Source organism: Allobosea sp., assembly GCF_035944895.1.
GTDB lineage: Bacteria > Pseudomonadota > Alphaproteobacteria > Rhizobiales > Beijerinckiaceae > Allobosea.
This window is the reverse complement of sequence record NZ_DASZAT010000014.1, coordinates 1-17,807: the sequence shown is the minus strand read 5'-3', so window position 1 is coordinate 17,807 and position 17,807 is coordinate 1. Positions and strand designations below refer to the sequence as shown.

Below are 17,807 nucleotides of genomic sequence, written 5' to 3'. Positions count from 1 at the left end.
CCCGATGTCCAGACTGCAATCCTCGATCAACACGACTTCAGCCGATTTCCGCCGCAACGAGGCGCATAACCGCCGCCTCGTCGCCGAATTCAAGGCGAAGCAGGAGGCGGCGCGCCACGCCCGCCCGCAGCGCGATCTCGACCGGCTCGCCCGCCAGCAGAAGATGCCGCAGCGCAAGCGCATCGAGATGCTGCTCGACCCCGGCACGCCGTTCCTCGAGCTCTCCTCGCTCGCCGCCAACATGGCCTATGGCGGGGAATCGCCCTCGGCCAGCTCGATCGTCGGCATCGGCATGGTCTCCGGCCGCGAGGTGATGATCCGCGCCGATGACCCGACGGTGAAGGGCGGCGCCTGGTATCCCCTCACGGTCAAGAAGATCGTCCGCGCCCTCGACATCGCCATGGAGAACCGGCTGCCGGTCGTGCATCTCTGCGATTCCGCCGGCGGCTTCCTGCAGCTCCAGTCGGAGCTGTTCCCCGATCGCTATATGGGCGGGCGGATTTTCCGCAACCAGTCGATGCTGTCGAAGATGGGCGTGAAGCAACTCGCTCTGGTCTTCGGCCACTGCACCGCCGGCGGCGCCTATATTCCGGGGCTTTCCGACTACAGCGTGATCGTGCGCGGCACCGGCGCGGTCTTCTTGGGCGGCCCGCCCTTAGTGAAGGCGGCGACCGGCGAAGACGTCACGGTCGAGGAACTCGGTGGCGCCGAGATGCACACCAGCGTTTCCGGCACCTGCGACTATCCCGCCGATAGCGAGGAGCACGCCATCGAGATCGGCCGCGACATCGTCTCGCAATGGGACCGGCTGCCGCGCTGGGAGGCTCAGCGCGAGGCGCCGGAGGAGCCGTTCTACGATCCCGCCGAGATCTACGGGATCGTGCCCGACGACATCAAGAAGGCCTTCGACATGCGCGAGATCATCGCCCGCATCGTCGATGGCAGCCGCTTCCACGAATACAAGCCAAACTATGGCACGACGCTGGTCTGCGGCTTTGCCAATATCTGGGGCTTCAAGGTCGGCATCCTCGCCAACAATGGCGTTCTCTTCAACGATTCCTCGATCAAGGGCGCCCATTTCATCGAGCTCTGCAACCAGAACAACACGCCGCTGGTCTTCCTGCAGAACATCACCGGCTACATGGTCGGGCGCGAATATGAGCGGCGCGGCATCACCAAGGACGGCGCCAAGATGATCATGGCGCAGAGCTGCTCGCGGGTGCCGAAATTCACGGTGATGTGCAACGGCTCGTTCGGCGCCGGCAATTACGGCATGTGCGGGCGCGCCTTCGACGGGCGCTTCCTGTTCTCCTGGCCGAACCACCAGATCGGCGTGATGGGCGGCGACCAGGCGGCGAACACGCTGGCCGAGGTCAAGGCCAACCAGATGAAGCGCAATGGCGGAACGGTCGACCAGAGCGCGATCGACCAGCTCTGGGAGGAGACGCGCAAGGCCTACCAGGAGCAGCTCTCGGCCTATCATTCGACCTCGGAGCTCTGGGATGACGGCATCATCGACCCGCTCGACACCCGCAATGCGCTCGGCGTGGCGATCTCGGCCTCGCTGAACGCTCCGCTCGGCCCACCCGGCTACGGCGTCTTCAGGTTCTGATCGATGCCGGGAGCGCTGCGCCTCTATCTCGATTTCGCCTCGCCCTATTCCTATTTCGCGCTTCGTCCACTGGCGCGATTGGCTGAAGAGCATAGCCGGACGCTGGAGCTCAGGCCGATCCTGCTCTGGGCGGTGTTCAAGCAACAGGGCGTCGTCAATCCGCTGGAGAAGCCGACGCGGCGCCGCTACTTCCTCGAGGATGTCGTGCGCTCGGCCGAATTCTTCGGCCTGCCCTTCCGTATCCCTGAACCGCTGCAGATCTCAGCCCATCTCGCCGGCCGGCTCTATCACGGCTGGACCGCGACACGGCCGCAGGACGGTTTGCGACTGGCGAGCGAGATCTTCGAGGCCTTCTTCGCCCGGGGCGAGGATATCGCCGACCCGAACGTGCTCGCCGTCCTGCCCTGCCTCGCGAACGAGGCTCCGGAGACGATCCGCGCCATGATCGAGGGCAGCGAAGGCCGCCAGCGCCTCGGCGCAGCCGTGGACGAGGCCTACGCGGCCAATATCACCGGCGTGCCCTTCGTGACGCTGGATGGCGAGAGCTTCTTCGGCGCCGACCGCCTGCCGCAGATCGCCTGGCGGCTGCAGCATCCACGCGCGGCATGAACGGGAGGGTGTGATGAGCGACGACAGGCTCGCCGGGGCGCTGAAGGCGACGCCCTTCATCGATGCCAATGCACCGGCAATCCGCGCCTTCGTCGAGAAGCATGCCGGCAGCGGCCCGGACCGCTACCGCGCGGTGCGGCTCTACTACGCCGTCCGCGACGCGATCCCCTACGACCTGCGCTATTTCGGCATCGAGCGCGACATCTTCGTCGCCTCGCGCTGCCTGGAGGCGAAGGGCTCGTTCTGCGTGCCCAAGGCGGTGACGCTGGCCGCGGTTTGCCGTGCGGCCGGCATACCGGCGCGTGTCGGTTTCGCCGATGTGCGCAACCACCTGGCTTCGCCGCGCATCCTCGAGCTGATGGGCACCGACGTCTTCCGCTGGCACGCCTATACGCTGCTCCACATCGAAGGCCATTGGGTGAAGGCGACGCCGGCCTTCGACCTCGCCTTCTGCGCCCGCTTCGACGTCGAGCCGCTCGATTTCGACGGCAGCACGGATTCGATCTTCCAGCCCTTCGACGCCGCCGGCCGCCAGCACATGGACTATGTGCTCGACCGCGGCGACCATGACGAGATGCCATTCGAGGCCTTCCGCGAGGCGATGCAGGACGCCTATCCTCGCCTGATCACGGCGATGGCGACCGAGCGCGCCGCCCTCGCCGGCAAATCCCGCTGAAACCCGCCTGAGGTCCGCGGCCAGCGCGTCGCCGCCGGCGGATCGCATGCGTGACCTCAATTCCTCCACACTGACCGGCTATGCAACGCGGCTTCGCCGGCGTTTACTGGCAGCCTCCGGTCTTGCGGTTTCCCGCCAGCCGGCAAGGCTGCAGCAGTTCGCCGGCCATTCCCGAGCCGTCTCGATCAGAATACGCAAGAAGTAGACCCTTTTCGCCGCCGATTTTATAAGACGGCTAACGAATTAAGCGGCATAATCCGCCGCTTGACCTCCCTGATTCCCGCCTGAAGGAGCGCCCTCCCCGCAATGAACGCCGCCGAGAGCACCACCGCCATCCTGATCCACCTCGCCGGTTCGGTGGCGTTGCTGATCTGGGCGGTCAGGCTCGTGCGGACGGGCGCGACGCGGGCATTCGGCCCCTCGCTGCGGCAGGGCCTGGCGCGCTTCGCCGGCAACCGCGTCTCGGCGATGGCGAGCGGAGCGGTGGTGACGCTGATCCTGCAGAGCTCGACGGCGACGACGCTGCTGCTCTCCTCCTTCGCCGGGCAGGCGCTGATCGGCCTGCCCATGGCCTTCGCGGTGCTGCTCGGCGCCAATGTCGGCACGGCGATCGCGGCCTTCCTGGTTTCCTTCGAGCTCGGCTGGCTCTGGGGCGCCTGCCTTGCCGTCGGCGTCGCGCTCTATCTCGCCAACGAGGCGATGAACCGCGCCCGCAATATCGGGCGCCTGATCGTCGGCATCGGCCTGATCCTGCTCTCGCTCGCCGAGCTCAAGACCGCCTCGGCCCCGCTGGCGCAATCGCCCGTATTCCGCTCGGTGTTCGAGGCACTGGCGAGCGAGCCGCTGCTCGCCGTCGCGATCACCGTCGCGGCGACCTGGCTGACCCATTCCAGCCTCGCCATCGTCCTGCTGATCGCTTCGTTCTGGGCCGGCGGGCTGTTCCCGGCGCCGACCGCGCTGATCCTGATCGTCGGTGCCAATCTCGGCAACGCGCTGGTGCCGGTGCTCGACCAGCTCGGCGCGCCGGTGGTGCAGCGCCGCGTCGCGCTCGCCAACCTGCTGACGCGCATCCTGATCGCGCTCGTCGTCATTCCCTTCGCCAAGCCGCTCTCGGTCTGGTTCTCGGCGCTGTCGCACGATCCCTCGCGACTGGCGGTCGAGATCCATCTGGCGCTGAACATCATCGGCGCCGTCGCCTTCCTGCCCTTCGTCCAGCCGATCGCGGCGCTGGTCACGCGCCTGACTCCGGCCAAGCCCGAAGCCGAACAGCGCATCCGGCCGCTCTATCTCGATGCCGGCCTGCTCGACAGCCCGCCCGAAGCGCTTGCCAGCGCGATGCGGGAAACGCTGCATCTCGGCGACCGCGTCGGCGCCATGCTGAAGGACCTGCAGGTCCTGCTGGAGCAGGACAAGCTCGCCCTCTCGCGCGAGATCGCGGCCGCCGATGACGGCGTCGACGCGATCCACGAGGCGATCAAGCTCTATCTCGTCAAGCTCTCGCGCCGCCCGCTCGATGAGGAGGACAGCCGGCGCCTGTTCGAGATCATCACGGCGACCACCAATCTCGAGCATATCGGCGACATCATCGACAAGAACCTGCGCGAACTCGCCGAGAAGAAGATCCGCAAGCGCTACCGCTTCTCCGAGGACGGCCTCGCCGAGATCCGCGACTTCCATCAGCGAGTCAGCCACAGCCTGCAACTGGCGCTCAACGTGCTGGCCACGCGCGATATCGGCCTCGCCCGCCAGCTCTTCGACGAGAAGAGCGCGATGCGTGTCGCCGAGCGCATGGCGACCGAGAAGCATTACGAGCGCCTGCGCAGCGGGGTCACGGAATCGCTCGAGACCTCGTCTATCCATCTCGACGTGCTGCGCGACCTGAAGCGCATCCACGGCCACATCACTTCGATCGCCTACCCGATCCTGGAAGCGGCCGACGAGCTCAGCGACACCAGGCTGCGCAAGGCCGAGGAGCAGTCCGCGGAGGGCGGCTACGGCCTCGCGCTGCCGCACAAGCCGGCCTGAGGCCCGGGCCAGGCTCCGTTCAGCGACGCTTGACAGCCCGCCGGAATGGCCGAGCCTAGGCAGCCAGGGGGCTGAGGTCTGATGGATCGCATCGACGCGATGAAGGTATTCATCGCCGCACTCGACGAGGGCAGCCTCGCCGGAGCGGGACGCCTACTCGGCCGCTCGCCGGCCGCGGTCAGCCGAGCGATCGCTTTCCTGGAGCAGCAGGCCGGGGCGCCGCTGCTGCACCGCACCACCCGCTCGATCAGGCTGAGCGAGACCGGCGAGCGCTATGCCGATGTCTGCCGCCGCATTCTCGCAGAGCTGCACGAGCTGGAGGCCGTCGGCGCCGGCGAGCAGGCCGCTCCACGCGGTACCCTGACCATCACAGCGCCACCGATCAGCGGCGAGGAAATCCTGCGGCCGATCGTCGATGCCTTCATCGAGGCTCACCCCGCGGTCTCGGTCAATCTCGTCCTGCTGGTGCGCGGCGCCAACCTGGTCGAGGAAGGGATCGACATCGCCCTGCGCATCCTCGACCTGCCGGATTCCTCGATGACCGCGATCCGCATCGGCGGCGAGGTGCGGCTGGTGACCGTCGCCTCACCGCGCTATCTCAGCCAGCATCCACGCATCGACGAGCCCGGCGACCTCGCCAAGCACAGCATCGTCGCCTGTACCGATTTCGGGCGCGATGCCTGGACCTTCCCGCCTGCCAAGGGCGGGGCGGTTCCGCGCTCGGTTCAGTTCAAGCCGCGGCTCGTCGTCAACAGCGTTCGCGCGGCGCGGGGGGCCGCGCTCGGCGGGCTCGGCGTCACCCGCCTCCTCACCTACCACGTCGCCGAGCAGGTCCAGGATGGCGCGCTCCAGCTCCTGCTGCGGGATGCCGAGCCGCCGGCGCGACCGGTCAATCTGGTGATGCCACAGGGCCGGGCCAGCGTCCCGAAGGTCCGGGCGTTCATCGATTTCGCCGTACCGCGGCTGCGCGCCGAGTTCGCGCGGCTTTCGGCCGCGTCGGTCGCGATGTGATCCTGACGGGTCATTCTTCCGCTTGAAGGAAGAATGACTGTCGAACGACGGGCATTCAGCCGAATTGCGAGATACTCCAGATTCCCCGTCACCAGGCCGGAGGGCCGGACAGCGGCACGTCCGCTCGCTGTCGAAAAGACGAGGAACATCATGAGCAACGAACGGAAGGTGGCGATCATCACCGGCGCCTCGCAAGGCATCGGCGCCGCGCTGGTCAAGGGTTTCCGCGACCGCAACTATCGTGTCGTCGCGACATCGCGCTCGATCACGCAGGGCGCCGACCCCGACGTTCTCGCCGTACCCGGCGACATCGCCGACCCGGCGACGGCCGAGCGGGTCGTCCGCGAGGCGCTCGCCCGTTTCGGGCGCATCGACACGCTGGTCAACAATGCCGGCATCTTCATCGCCAAGCCCTTCACCGACTACACGGCCGAGGACTTCCAGGCGAAGATCGCGACCAATCTCGCCGGCTTCTTCCACATCACCCAGCAGGCCGCGCGTGCCATGCTGACGCAGGGTTCCGGCCACATCGTCAGCATCACCACCAGTCTGACCGACCAGGCCGTCAGCTCCGTCCCGACCGTGCTCGCCAATTTGACCAAGGGCGGCATCAACTCGGCGACCAAGGCGCTCGCCATCGAGTACGCCCAGAAGGGCATCCGCGTGAATGCGGTCTCGCCGGGGATCATCAAGACGCCGATGCACGCACCGCAGACGCACGAATTCCTGGCGGGCCTGCATCCGGTGAAGCGACTGGGCGAGATCAAGGACATCGTCGACGCCGTGCTGTTCCTGGAGAGCGCCCCCTTCGTCACCGGCGAGATCCTGCATGTCGACGGCGGCCAGAGCGCCGGCCATTGACCCGCAAGTCGAACCAGCAGGAGATTGCCATGCCGATCGTCACTATCCAGATCACCCGTGAGGGCTCCGCGCCCGGCCAAAGCGCCGCCACCGCCGAGGAGAAGGCCAAACTCATCGCCGGGGCCAGCCAGCTCCTGCTCGACGTGCTCGGCAAGCCGTTCGATTCGACCTTCGTCGTGATCGAGGAGGTCGCGCTCGACAATTGGGGCTGGGGCGGCCTGCCCGTTCCGGAATACCGCAAGCGACGTGCGGCGAGCTGACCAGAGGTTCGCTCAATCCTGCACTGCGGATGCGCTGACCTTCGCCTTGAAATCGACGGGCCGCGGCGGAGATTGGCCGCTGCCCGTTCGGCCCTTGTGAGGAACGACCATGACCAGCACGGCACAAGCACAGCTGCTCGACCTGTTCGGCATCGAACTGCCGATCATCCAGGGGCCGATGGCCCTCGCCTCAACGCCGGAGATGGTCATCGCCGTCAGCGAAGCCGGCGGCCTCGGCTCGCTGGCCGGCGCACAATACAACGAGGCGGGCCTGCGGGCCGCGTTCGACACGGTGCGGGCCGGCACGCGCCGGCCGATCAACGTCAACTTCTTCTGCCACACGCCCCCGGCCGACGATCCCACCCGCCAGGCGGCCTGGCTGAAGCACCTCGGTGGCTACTATGCAGAGGCCGGGCTCGATCCGGACATGCCGAAGACGCCGAGCGGACGCACGCCCTTCGACGCAGGCCTGGCAGGCGTCGTCGAAGAGTATCGCCCCGAGATCGTCAGCTTCCATTTCGGCCTGCCGGCGCCGGAGCTGTTCGAGCGCGTCAAGCGCACTGGAGCCAGGATCATCGCTTCCGCCACCACCGTGCCCGAGGCGCGCTGGCTGGCCGAGCACGGCGTCGACGCCGTCATCGCCATGGGCGCCGAGGCCGGCGGCCATCGCGGCATCTTCCTGAACGACCGGATATCCGAGCAGGTCGGCACCTTCGCGCTGGTGCCGCAGGTCGTCGACGCCGTCCCGGTCCCGGTCATCGCCGCCGGCGGCGTCACCGACCGGCGCGGGGTGGAAGCTGCCTTCGCGCTTGGAGCAGCGGCCGTCCAGGTCGGCACCGCCTATCTGTTCACGCCTGAGGCCAAGATCTCGCCGATCTACCGCAAGGCGCTTGGCATGAGCGAGCGGCCGACCGCGATCACCAACCTGTTCACCGGCCGGCCGGCGCGCGGCATCGTCAACCGGGCGATGGCGGAGCTCGGCCCGATCTCGGAGCTCGCGCCGGCCTTCCCGACCGCCGGCACGGCGCTGGGGCCGCTGCGCAGCGCCGCGGAAACGGCCGGCCGCGACGACTTCACCCTGCTCTGGGCGGGCCAGTCCTACCCACTCGCCAGGCCGATGACATCGGCGGCGCTGACGCGGATGCTCGCGGGCCTGGGCGATTGATGGAGGCTGCCGCGACGACCTAAGCCGACAGCCTGCCGCGCTCGACCTCGACCGGCGGGCAGTTCGCCCCCCAGAGCGCCAACGCGTTGCGGCCAGCCTGTGTCAGCCCGTAGACGCCGCGCTCGGCGCGCTCGAACCAGCCATAGACATTGCGGTGCAGGATCTTCTGGGCGTCGGGACAAGACGGCTTGAGATCGCGCGGCCGCTGCGGCGCCGCGCTCATCGCCGCGGCGCAGGCCAGCGCCTGCTGGCGATAGGCGGTCATGATCGGCCGGCGCGTGCTGCCTCCGGCGGCAGGATCGCCCTTGCGCCGCCGGTGCTCGTCGACCAGCCGCGAGCGGGCCTTGGGGTTCTTGCGCGGCGTCGGCGCAACCGGCGACACCAGCACCTCGACCCGGCCCGTGCTGCTGACGCCGAGCAGGCCGAAGCCGAGCCGGCGGCAGAGGTCGCGATAGCGCGGATCGCTCTCGCGCCCCTTGCCCCTGGCGGAGAGCTGCGCCGCCAGCCAGATCTCGTCGCCGAGGCGCAGCCGGTCAACACCCTGCAGGATGAGTTCCAGGTTGAAGGCCAGCTTCAGTTCGCCGATCACCACCACGGTGGGATCGCCCTCCTTCAGACCGACGAGGTCGCAGCGGCCGATCTCGCCCTTCACGGCATAGCCGAGCTCCTCGAGGAAGCGCTTGACGGGCGGGTAGAGGGTGGTTTCCACGCGGGCTCTCCGGACGACTCACACCATGATGGTACCAAGACGTTTCGAAGTGCCGAACAGGCGCCGTAGCGCCCGGCCGGAGCCGGGCGTTTCCGATCGTCATTCCAGCGGGCCGACCGCGCTCTCGACGGCGTCGACGATCGCGCCTGAGCGCAGCAGCGCCAGCGCCTGGTTGATCTCGGTGGCGTACCAGCGGTCGCCCTGGAGCGCGGGCGGGATGACCGCGTGCACGGCATCGAGCGCAGCGCGGCTGCCCTTGGCGATCGGATAGTCCCTGGCGAGGTCATCGACGAGGCTCAGCGCCTGCGCCGCCATCAGGATCTCGCAGGCGAGGATCTGCTCGACGTTCTCGACCACCGTGCGGGCCTTGCGGGCGCACCAGGTCGAATTCGAGACATGGTCCTCGGCGTTCGACTTGCCGGGGATCGAATCGACCGAACCGGGCGTCGAGAGGTGCCGGTTCTCCATCACCAGCGCCGACATCGAGCACTGCACCGTGGCATAGCCGGTGTTGAGCCCGCGCTTGCCGGCGAGCAGGTTGCGCGGCAGGCCGTAGCTCATGGTCGGATCGATCAGGCGCGCCAGGCGGCGCTCGGAGATCGAGCCGAGATCGGTCGCGGCGATGGCAAGCAGGTCCATGGCCTGCGCCACATAGGCGCCGTGGAAATGGCCGGCCGAGATGCAGACATAGCCGTCGCCGTCCTTGCAGATCAGCGGGTTGTCGGTGGCCGAGTTGATCTCGGTGGTCATCACGCGGGTGACGAACTCCATCGCCTCGCGCACCGGGCCGTGGACCTGCGGGCCGCAGCGGATCGAATAGACGTCCTGCACGCGCGGCGGGGCCTTGCTGCCGGGCGCGCGGGCCTCGTCCGGGAAGACGAGCTGCCTTGCCGCCTCGCCGCAGCGCTTGGAATCGCCAGCGATGCGCAGGATGTTGCGCGCCGTCGCCGCCTGGCCGGGATGCGGGCGCGCCTTGTGGACGCGCGGATCGAAGGCGGCGAGCTCGCCGCGGATGCATTCCAGCGTCAGCGCGAGCGCGATGTCGGCATGCTTCAGCAGCCGGCGCGCATCCTCCATCGCCAGCACGCCGACGGCGAGCGAGACGGTGGAGCCGTTGATCAGGGCCGAAGCGTCCTTGGCCGCGAGCGGGAACTCGGTCGAAAGCCCAGCGCGCTGCAGCGCCTCGCGCGCCGGCATGCGCACGCCCTTGTAGACCATCTCGGCTTCCGGGAAGCCGCAGATCGCGCCCGACATATGGGCGAGCGGGGCAAGATCGCCGGAGGCGCCAACCGAGCCCTTGGACGGGATCACCGGATGCAGGCCGGCGTTCAGACATTCGAGCAGGCGCTCGACCACCTCGACACGCGGGCCTGAATAGTTCGAGGCAAAGGCGTTGGCGCGCAGCAGCATGGTGGCGCGGGTCGCGTCCTCGGACAGCGGCTCGCCGATGCCGGTCGCATGGGCGTAGACGGTGTTGCGCTGATAGTCCGTCATCTCGGACATCAGCACGCGCTGGTCCTTGAACAGGCCGACGCCGGTGTTGAACGAATACATGAACGGCGCATCGTCGCTCATGAAGTTCGTGTCGATATAGTCGCGCGCCTCGGCGATGCGCTCGCGCGCCTCGGGCGCCAGCGTCGCGGCGGCGAAGCCCGCCCCGCCCTCGGCGCGCGCGACGCGCACCACCTGCTCCGGGGTCAGTGTCGTTCCGTCGATCGCTACGCTCATGGTCGGTCTCCTGCTCAGGTCCTGAAGGTTTCGGGAGAAGCGGTGCGCAGGACGTCGACGAGCACGTCGACCGCCACCTGCACGTCGGCGGCCTCGACCGCCTCCGCCGGGTTGTGGCTGATGCCGCCGGCGCAGCGCATGAACAGCATGCCGAACGGGCAGAGATTGGCGATGGCGAGGCCGTCATGCCCCGCCCCGCTCGGCAGCCGCAGCGGCGCGACGCCTCGCGACGCGACCGACTTCTCCAATGCCGCGACGATCGCCGGCGAGCAGACCGCGGCATCCTCCTCGTAGAAGGCGACGATGGTCGAGGTCACGTTGCGATAGGCGGCGATCGCCTCGAAGGCGCGCTTGAGGTCGCGGACGGCGGCGTGGCGCGCCTCGTCCGAGGGGCTGCGCAGGTCGAGCGAGAATTCGGCCTTCGAGGCGATGACGTTGACCGCGCTCGGCGCGATGGCGATGCGCCCGACCGTGGCGACGACGTCGCGCCGCATCGAGGCGACGCGCTCGACCGCCAGGATCATTTCTGCAGCAGCGGCGCAGGCGTCGCGGCGCAGGTTCATCGGCACCGTGCCGGCATGGCCGGCGACGCCGTCGATGGTGATGGCGAAGCGGCTGGCGCCGCTGATCGCGGTGACGATGCCGACCGGCAGGTCGCGCTCCTCCAGCACCGGCCCCTGCTCGATATGCACCTCGACATAGCCGAGGATCTCGGCCGGATCGCGCCGGATACCGGGGATGCCCGCCGGGTCCAGGCCGAACTCGGTGAGCGCCCGGCGCAGCGAGACGCCGTCGGTATCGCAGACATCGAGCGCGGCAGGATCGAAACGGCCGGCGACGGCGCGCGAGCCGTTCAGCGTCACCGGGAAGCGCACGCCCTCCTCGTCGCCGAAGGCGAGCACCTCGACGGCGAAGGGCAGTTCTATCCCCTCCGCCCGCAGCCGTCGGATGGCCTGGATCGCGGCGACGACGCCGAGATTGCCGTCGTATTTTCCGGCATTGCGGACGGTATCGATATGCGAGCCGAGCAGCAGAGTCGGCAGGCCTTCGCCGCGGCCTTCACTGCGGCCGACGAGGTTGCCGATGTCGTCGACATGGGTCGCAAGGCCCGCCTCCTGCATCCAGGCCTCGACCTGGCCGATGGCCTGGCGATGCTCCGGCGTCAGGAAGAGCCGGGTCAGCGCGCCCTGGTCGCTGGAGAAGCGCGCGAGATCGTCGAGGCGGCGCATGACCTCATGGCCGTCCGGCGCCGCGTTGGAGCGGTCGTCATGGGATGCGTTCTGTGGAAGCGTCATGATGCACGTCCCCTCGACCGGCGCCCTCGCCGATCCCGGTCAGGCCTTGTCGGTCTGGCCGATCTCGAAATTCGCCAGCGTCTCCAGCGCGCGCACCATGCCGGAATGATCCCAGGCGCCGCCGCCATGGGCGACGCAGGCGTTGAACAATTCCTGCGCTGTCGCCGTGTTCGGCAGGGAGACGCCGAGCGAGCGCGCCGTCGACAGGGCCAGATTCAGGTCCTTCTGGTGCAGTTCGATGCGGAAGCCCGGCGCGAAGGTGCGCTTGATCATGCGCTCGCCATGCACCTCGAGGATGCGCGAGGAGGCGAAACCGCCCATCAGCGCCTGGCGGACCTTGGCGGGATCGGCGCCCGCCTTGGCGGCGAACAGCAGCGCCTCGCCGACCGCCTCGATGTTGAGGGCGACGATGATCTGGTTGGCGACCTTGGTGGTCTGGCCGTCGCCATTGCCGCCGACCAAAGTGATGTTCTTGCCCATCAGGTCGAAGAGCGGCTTGACCGTATCAAAGGCACCCTGCGGCCCGCCGACCATGATCGAGAGCGTTCCGGCCTTGGCGCCGACCTCGCCGCCCGAGACCGGCGCGTCGAGATAGTCGCAGCCGAGCACATTGATCCGCCTGGCGAACTCCTTGGTCGCGACCGGCGAGATCGAGCTCATATCGACGACGATCTTGCCCCTCGACAGGCCCTTGGCGACGCCGGTCTCGCCGAACAGCACGTCCTCGACATGCGGGGTGTCCGGCACCATGGTGATGATGATCTCGGCCTGCTGCGCGACCTCGGTCGCGGAGGCGCAGGAGCGCCCGCCGGCCGCGGCCAGCTCCTGCGGAACCTGGGTACGGCTGTAGAGGTGGACCTCATGGCCCCCCTTGATCAGCTGGCCCGCCATCGGCGCGCCCATGATGCCGAGCCCGATGAATCCGATCTTCATGACGTGTCCTCCGATCCTTCGCGTCAGCGCGTTGCGTTCTTGAGCCAGCCGAGGCCTTCGACCGTGCCGGCCTTCGGCTTGTATTCGCAGCCGATCCAGCCGGCGTAGCCGAGCCGGTCGATGAGCCCGAACAGGAAGCCGTAATTGATCTCGCCGGTGCCGGGCTCGTTGCGGCCGGGATTGTCGGCGAGCTGCATATGGGCGATGCGCGGCAGCAGCTTCTCGATCGTCGCCGCCAGCTCACCTTCCATGCGCTGCATGTGATAGATGTCGTATTGCAGCTTGAGATTGTCGGAGCCGGTCGCGTCGATGACGGCGATGCCCTCGGCCGAGCGGTTCACGACATAGCCGGGGATGTCATAAGCGTTGATCGGCTCCATGATCAGCAGGATGCCCTCCCGCTTCAGCGCCGCCGCCGCGAAGGCGAGATTGTCGACCAGCGTCTGCCGCGCCTTGTCGCGCTCGACCCCGGCGGGAGCCAGGCCCGCCAGGCAGTTGACCATGGTGCCACCGAGCGCCTTGGCGTAGTCAATCGCCCTGCCGACACCGTCCTGGAACTCGCCGACGCGATCGGGATGGCAGGCGATGCCGCGCTCGCCCTTGTCCCAGTCGCCGGCCGGCAGGTTGAACAGCACCTGGGCCAGGCCGTTCGTCTTGAGCCGCTCAGCGATATCGTCCTTGGCGAAGGCATAGGGGAACAGGAACTCGACGCCCTTGAAGCCGGCTTTAGCGGCGGCATCGAAGCGGTCGAGGAAAGGATGCTCGTTGAAGAGCATCGTCAGGTTGGCACAGAACTTCGGCATGGGTTGAAAGCTCCCGATCGGTATCAGTCGAGCAGCGCGATCGCGGTCGGCGCGTCCTCGGCGGCGAGCGCGAGGTCCTCGAACTCCGTCACCTTGTCGATGTCCGTCCCCATCGCGACATTGGTGACGCGCTCCAGGATGATCTCGACGACAACAGGCACGCGGAACTCGTCCAGCATCGCCTTGGCCCGCTCGAGCGCCGGCAGGATGTCCTTCACCTCGGTGACCCGGATCGCCTTGCAGCCGAGGCCTTCGACGACCTTGACGTGGTCGACGCCGTAGACGCCGAGCTCAGGCGCATTGAGGTTCTCGAAGGACAGCTGCACGCAGTAGTCCATGTTGAAGCCGCGCTGCGACTGGCGGATCAGCCCGAGATAGGAGTTGTTGACGAGGACGTGGATGTAGGGCGTGCGGAACTGGGCGCCGACCGCCAATTCCTCGATCAGGAACTGGAAGTCATAGTCGCCGGAGATCGCGACCACCGGTGTGCCGGGCGTCGCGGCGCAGACGCCGAGCGCCGCGGGAATCGTCCAGCCGAGCGGCCCCGCCTGGCCGCAATTGATCCAGCCGCGCGGCTTGTAGACGTGCAGGAACTGGGCGGCGGCGATCTGCGACAGGCCGATCGTGCTGACATAGGTGGTGTCGCGGCCGAAGGCCTTGTTCATCTCCTCGTAGACGCGCTGCGGCTTGATCGGGCTGTCCTCGAAATGCGTCCGGCGCAGCATGGTGCGCTTGCGCTCGCGGCACTCCTCGACCCAGGCCGTGCGGTCCTTGAGCTTGCCGGCGGTGCGCCATTCGGTGGCGACCTCCACGAACAGCTCCAGCGCCTTGCCCGCATCCGAGGCGATGCCGAAATCGGGCGTGAAGACCCGGCCGATCTGCGTCGGCTCGATATCGACATGGGTGAAGCTGCGGCCCTTGGTGTAGACGTCGACATTGCCGGTGTGGCGGTTGGCCCAGCGGTTGCCGATGCCCAGGACATGGTCCGAGGCGAGCATGGTCGCGTTGCCGTAGCGATGGCTGGTCTGCAGGCCGGCCATGCCGACCATCAGCGGGTGATCGTCGGGAAGCGTGCCCCAGCCCATCAGGGTCGGGACGACCGGCACGCCGGTGACCTCGGCGAACTCGACCAGGAGATCGGAGGCGTCGGCGTTGATGATACCGCCACCGGCGACGATCAGCGGCCGCTCGGCGCCGTTCAGCATGGTCAGCGCCTTCTCGATCTGGGCGCGGGTCGCCGCCGGCTTGTAGACCGGCAGCGGCTGATAGGTGTCCGGATCGAACTCGATCTCGGCGGTCTGGACGTCGAAAGGCAGGTCGATCAGCACCGGGCCGGGACGGCCGCTGCGCATCAGGTGGAAAGCGTGCTGGAAGATGCCCGGGACCTGCCCCGGCTCGCGCGCCATCACCGCCCATTTGGTCACGGGCTTGGCGATCGACTCGATGTCGACGGCCTGGAAATCCTCCTTGTGCAGTCGGGCGCGCGGCGCCTGGCCGGTGATGCACAGGATCGGGATCGAATCCGCCCAGGCCGAATAGAGCCCGGTGATCATGTCGGTGCCGGCCGGCCCCGACGTGCCGATGCAGACGCCGATATTGCCGGCCTCGGCGCGGGTATAGCCCTCGGCCATGTGCGAAGCGGCCTCGACATGGCGCGCCAGGATGTGGCCGATGCGGTTGCGCGGCCTCAGTGCGGCATAGAACGGGTTGATCGCTGCGCCCGGGACGCCGAAGGCCTGCTTCACGCCCTCCAGCTCCAGGATCAGCACGGCGGCTTCGGCAGCGGTCATCTTCGGCATGGCCCGTCCTCCGTTCGGCGTCTCGGCGCCCGTTGTCGGAGGAAGGAATGGCAGCCATGGACCAATCTGACCAATATATTGTTCGTCATCATCTATATGTATGGCATATAGATGAGAGGCTGATTGTCCCATGCGGAGGCCGGGATGGAACTGCGTCACCTGCGCTATTTCGTGGCCCTGGCCGAGGAGCTGAGTTTCACCACGGCCGCCCAGAAGCTGAATATCTCCCAGCCGCCGCTGAGCCAGCAGATCCGCGATCTCGAGCATGAGCTGAAGACCGAATTGTTCCGCCGCAGCAGCCGGCAGGTCGAGCTCACCGCCGCCGGCCATGCCTTCCGCCGCCATGCGCTCGCCATCCTGGCGCAGACGCGGCAGGCGGCGGCGCAGGTCAGGGCGATCGGACAGGGCCGCGCCGGGATCATCCATCTGGCGACGACGAATTCGGTACTGCTGAGTGGCCTGTCGCTGGCGATCGCCGAGTTCCAGCGCCTGCATCCGGATGTCGAAATCACCATCGACGAGATGCCGCCGCAGGAGCAGGTCGCGGCGCTCAAGGCGCGGCGGGTCGACATCTGCTTCCTGCGCCTTGCCCCCGACGATCGCGACCTCGTCGTCCGCCGCGTCTGGGGCGAACGGGTCGGCCTTGCGGTTCCGGCCGGTCATAAGCTGGCGGGGAAAAAGGCGACCACGATCCTGGAACTGAAGGACGAGGACTTCGTCTTCTACCGGCTGCGCGATTCCGCCTTCGCCGCGCATCTGCAATCCTTCTGCGCGCAGCTCGGCTTCCTGCCGAAAATCGTGCAGCAGGTGGTGGAGTCGATGTCGATCGTCAGCCTGGTCTCAGCCGGACTCGGTATCGGCTTCGTGCCGGAATCGGTCGGCAGGCAGGGCCTGCCCGGCCTGCGCTATCTGCGCATCACCGGCCCCTGCCCGGTCGCGGACGTGCATGCGGTGACGCAAGAAGACGCCGATCCGATCATCGATCAGTTCATCGCCTTCGCTACGCAGGCCAGGGCGGGCTGAGCAAGTCCTAGCCAGCGGGCAGCATCTCCTTCAGCCTGATGAGGGCGATCTTCTCGACCTGTGCGAGGGCGGTGGCGAACTCCTGCTCCGGCGTGCTGGTCAGCCGCTGCTCGAACGAGGCGAGGATGTCGGCCTTGCTCAGGCCCTTGACCGCCAGGATGAAGGGGATGCCGAACCTTGCCTTGTAGGCCTCGTTCAGGGCGGTGAAGCGGGCGCGCTCATCCGAGGTCAGGCGATCGAGCCCGGCCGAGCCCTGCTCGCTGGCCGATTCCGGCGTCAGCTCGCCGGCGGCGGCGATCTTGCCGGCGAGGTCGGGATGGGCGTCGAGCAGGCTCTTCTGCCGCTCGCGCGAGGCCTTGCGCAGCACCGCGACCATCGCCTGATGCAGGCCCTCGGCCGTGTCCTGCACTGTCGTCAGGCCCCCGGCATGGGTCTGCTGCGCGATCCAGGGCGAATGCTCCCAGACCCGGCCATAGACCTCGGCGAACAGCGCCTGCGGCAGCCGCGAGGGCACGTAGCCGCCTTCCGGCGGATGCGTCCTGACCCAATGACGGGCGATGTCGAGCCGGGTCGCGACCCAGACGCGCTCATGGCTCTGGACATAGTCGAGGAAGCGGGCGAGCGCCGCGGCCCGGCCGGGCCGGCCGACGAGGCGGCAATGCAGGCCGACCGACATCATCTTCGGGGCGCTCTCGCCCTCGGCATAGAGCGTGTCGAAGCTATCCTTGAGATAGGCGAAGAACTGGTCGCCGCTGTTGAAGCCCTGCGGCGTCGCAAAGCGCATGTCATTGGCGTCGAGCGTATAGGGCACGGCGAGCTGCGGGCCGTGCGGTCCCTTCAACCAATAGGGCAATTCGTCGGCATAGACGTCGGCGGTGTAGAGGAAGCCGCCTTCCTCCATCGTCAGCGGGATGGTGTTGACCGAGGTCCGGCCCTGATAGCAGCCGAGCGGGCGCTCCCCGGCGAGCTCGGCCTGGATACGGATCGCTTCCAGGATGTGCTCGCGCTCGAGCTCGGCCGGCGCGTCGCGGTAGTCGATCCATTTCAGGCCGTGGGTCGCGATCTCCCAGCCGGCCTCTTGCATCGAGGCGACGATCCCGGGATAGCGCTGCAGTGCCGAGGCCACCGCGAAGACCGTGACCGGCATGTTACGTTCAGTGAACATGCGCCAGAGCCGCCAGTAGCCGGCGCGCGAGCCGTATTCGTAGATCGACTCCATGTTCATATGGCGCTGGCCGGGCCAGGGCGCGGCGCCGACGATCTCGGAGAGGAAGGCTTCCGAGGCGGCATCGCCATGC

16 protein-coding genes are annotated in these 17,807 nt (G+C 67.8%); 9 read left to right on the top strand and 7 right to left on the bottom strand.

The features are described 5' to 3' along the window. Window positions 1-4 precede the first annotated feature (4 nt). The 8 genes from VGV58_RS25495 (at window position 5) to VGV58_RS25460 (ending at window position 8,219) form a co-directional block, all read left to right on the top strand. Window positions 5-1,612: an acyl-CoA carboxylase subunit beta gene (locus VGV58_RS25495; RefSeq protein WP_326876868.1), complete on the top strand. Its 1,608-nt coding sequence runs from the start codon at window positions 5-7 to the stop codon at window positions 1,610-1,612. 3 nt (window positions 1,613-1,615) lie between these two features. Next, complete coding sequence (locus VGV58_RS25490) at window positions 1,616-2,221, top strand: 2-hydroxychromene-2-carboxylate isomerase (protein ID WP_326876867.1); 606 nt, start codon at window positions 1,616-1,618, stop codon at window positions 2,219-2,221. A gap of 13 nt (window positions 2,222-2,234) precedes the next feature. After that, entirely contained in the window at window positions 2,235-2,897 is a 663-nt protein-coding gene (locus VGV58_RS25485; RefSeq protein ID WP_326876866.1) for a transglutaminase-like domain-containing protein, read from the top strand. A 306-nt stretch (window positions 2,898-3,203) separates the two neighbouring features. Next, on the top strand, window positions 3,204-4,922 hold the full coding sequence (locus VGV58_RS25480; RefSeq protein WP_326876865.1) for a Na/Pi cotransporter family protein: 1,719 nt from the start codon (window positions 3,204-3,206) through the stop codon (window positions 4,920-4,922). An 81-nt stretch (window positions 4,923-5,003) separates the two neighbouring features. Then, complete coding sequence (locus VGV58_RS25475) at window positions 5,004-5,933, top strand: LysR family transcriptional regulator (RefSeq protein ID WP_326876864.1); 930 nt, start codon at window positions 5,004-5,006, stop codon at window positions 5,931-5,933. A 150-nt stretch (window positions 5,934-6,083) separates the two neighbouring features. Beyond that, entirely contained in the window at window positions 6,084-6,794 is a 711-nt protein-coding gene (locus VGV58_RS25470) for an SDR family NAD(P)-dependent oxidoreductase (protein ID WP_326876863.1), read from the top strand. A 29-nt stretch (window positions 6,795-6,823) separates the two neighbouring features. After that, on the top strand, window positions 6,824-7,054 hold the full coding sequence (locus VGV58_RS25465) for a tautomerase family protein (protein WP_326876862.1): 231 nt from the start codon (window positions 6,824-6,826) through the stop codon (window positions 7,052-7,054). 109 nt (window positions 7,055-7,163) lie between these two features. Further along, on the top strand, window positions 7,164-8,219 hold the full coding sequence (locus VGV58_RS25460; protein WP_326876861.1) for an NAD(P)H-dependent flavin oxidoreductase: 1,056 nt from the start codon (window positions 7,164-7,166) through the stop codon (window positions 8,217-8,219). A 19-nt stretch (window positions 8,220-8,238) separates the two neighbouring features. Here the strand turns inward: VGV58_RS25460 and VGV58_RS25455 are convergent, their stop codons facing one another. From VGV58_RS25455 to gcl, 6 genes are all read right to left on the bottom strand, one after another. Then, on the bottom strand, window positions 8,239-8,928 hold the full coding sequence (locus tag VGV58_RS25455; RefSeq protein ID WP_326876860.1) for a DUF2161 domain-containing phosphodiesterase: 690 nt from the start codon (window positions 8,926-8,928) through the stop codon (window positions 8,239-8,241). A 99-nt stretch (window positions 8,929-9,027) separates the two neighbouring features. After that, on the bottom strand, window positions 9,028-10,656 hold the full coding sequence (locus tag VGV58_RS25450; protein ID WP_326876859.1) for an HAL/PAL/TAL family ammonia-lyase: 1,629 nt from the start codon (window positions 10,654-10,656) through the stop codon (window positions 9,028-9,030). Window positions 10,657-10,670: 14 nt separating this feature from the next. Next, window positions 10,671-11,951: an allantoate amidohydrolase gene (locus tag VGV58_RS25445; RefSeq protein ID WP_326876858.1), complete on the bottom strand. Its 1,281-nt coding sequence runs from the start codon at window positions 11,949-11,951 to the stop codon at window positions 10,671-10,673. Window positions 11,952-11,990: 39 nt separating this feature from the next. Next, window positions 11,991-12,884 (bottom strand): 2-hydroxy-3-oxopropionate reductase, encoded by an 894-nt coding sequence (gene glxR, locus VGV58_RS25440; RefSeq protein ID WP_326876857.1) that lies wholly within the window; start codon window positions 12,882-12,884, stop codon window positions 11,991-11,993. A 23-nt stretch (window positions 12,885-12,907) separates the two neighbouring features. Continuing rightward, window positions 12,908-13,687 (bottom strand): hydroxypyruvate isomerase, encoded by a 780-nt coding sequence (hyi, locus tag VGV58_RS25435; protein ID WP_326876856.1) that lies wholly within the window; start codon window positions 13,685-13,687, stop codon window positions 12,908-12,910. Window positions 13,688-13,710: 23 nt separating this feature from the next. Further along, complete coding sequence (gcl, locus tag VGV58_RS25430; protein ID WP_326876855.1) at window positions 13,711-15,486, bottom strand: glyoxylate carboligase; 1,776 nt, start codon at window positions 15,484-15,486, stop codon at window positions 13,711-13,713. Window positions 15,487-15,630: 144 nt separating this feature from the next. Between gcl and VGV58_RS25425 the strand changes: the two genes are divergently transcribed. Then, window positions 15,631-16,509 carry a LysR substrate-binding domain-containing protein gene (locus VGV58_RS25425; RefSeq protein ID WP_326876854.1) on the top strand — a complete coding sequence of 293 codons (879 nt, stop codon included), beginning with the start codon at window positions 15,631-15,633 and terminating at the stop codon, window positions 16,507-16,509. 7 nt (window positions 16,510-16,516) lie between these two features. Here the strand turns inward: VGV58_RS25425 and puuE are convergent. Next, on the bottom strand, window positions 16,517-17,807 hold a 1,291-nt coding region (gene puuE / locus VGV58_RS25420), incomplete at its 5' end, for an allantoinase PuuE (RefSeq protein WP_326876853.1).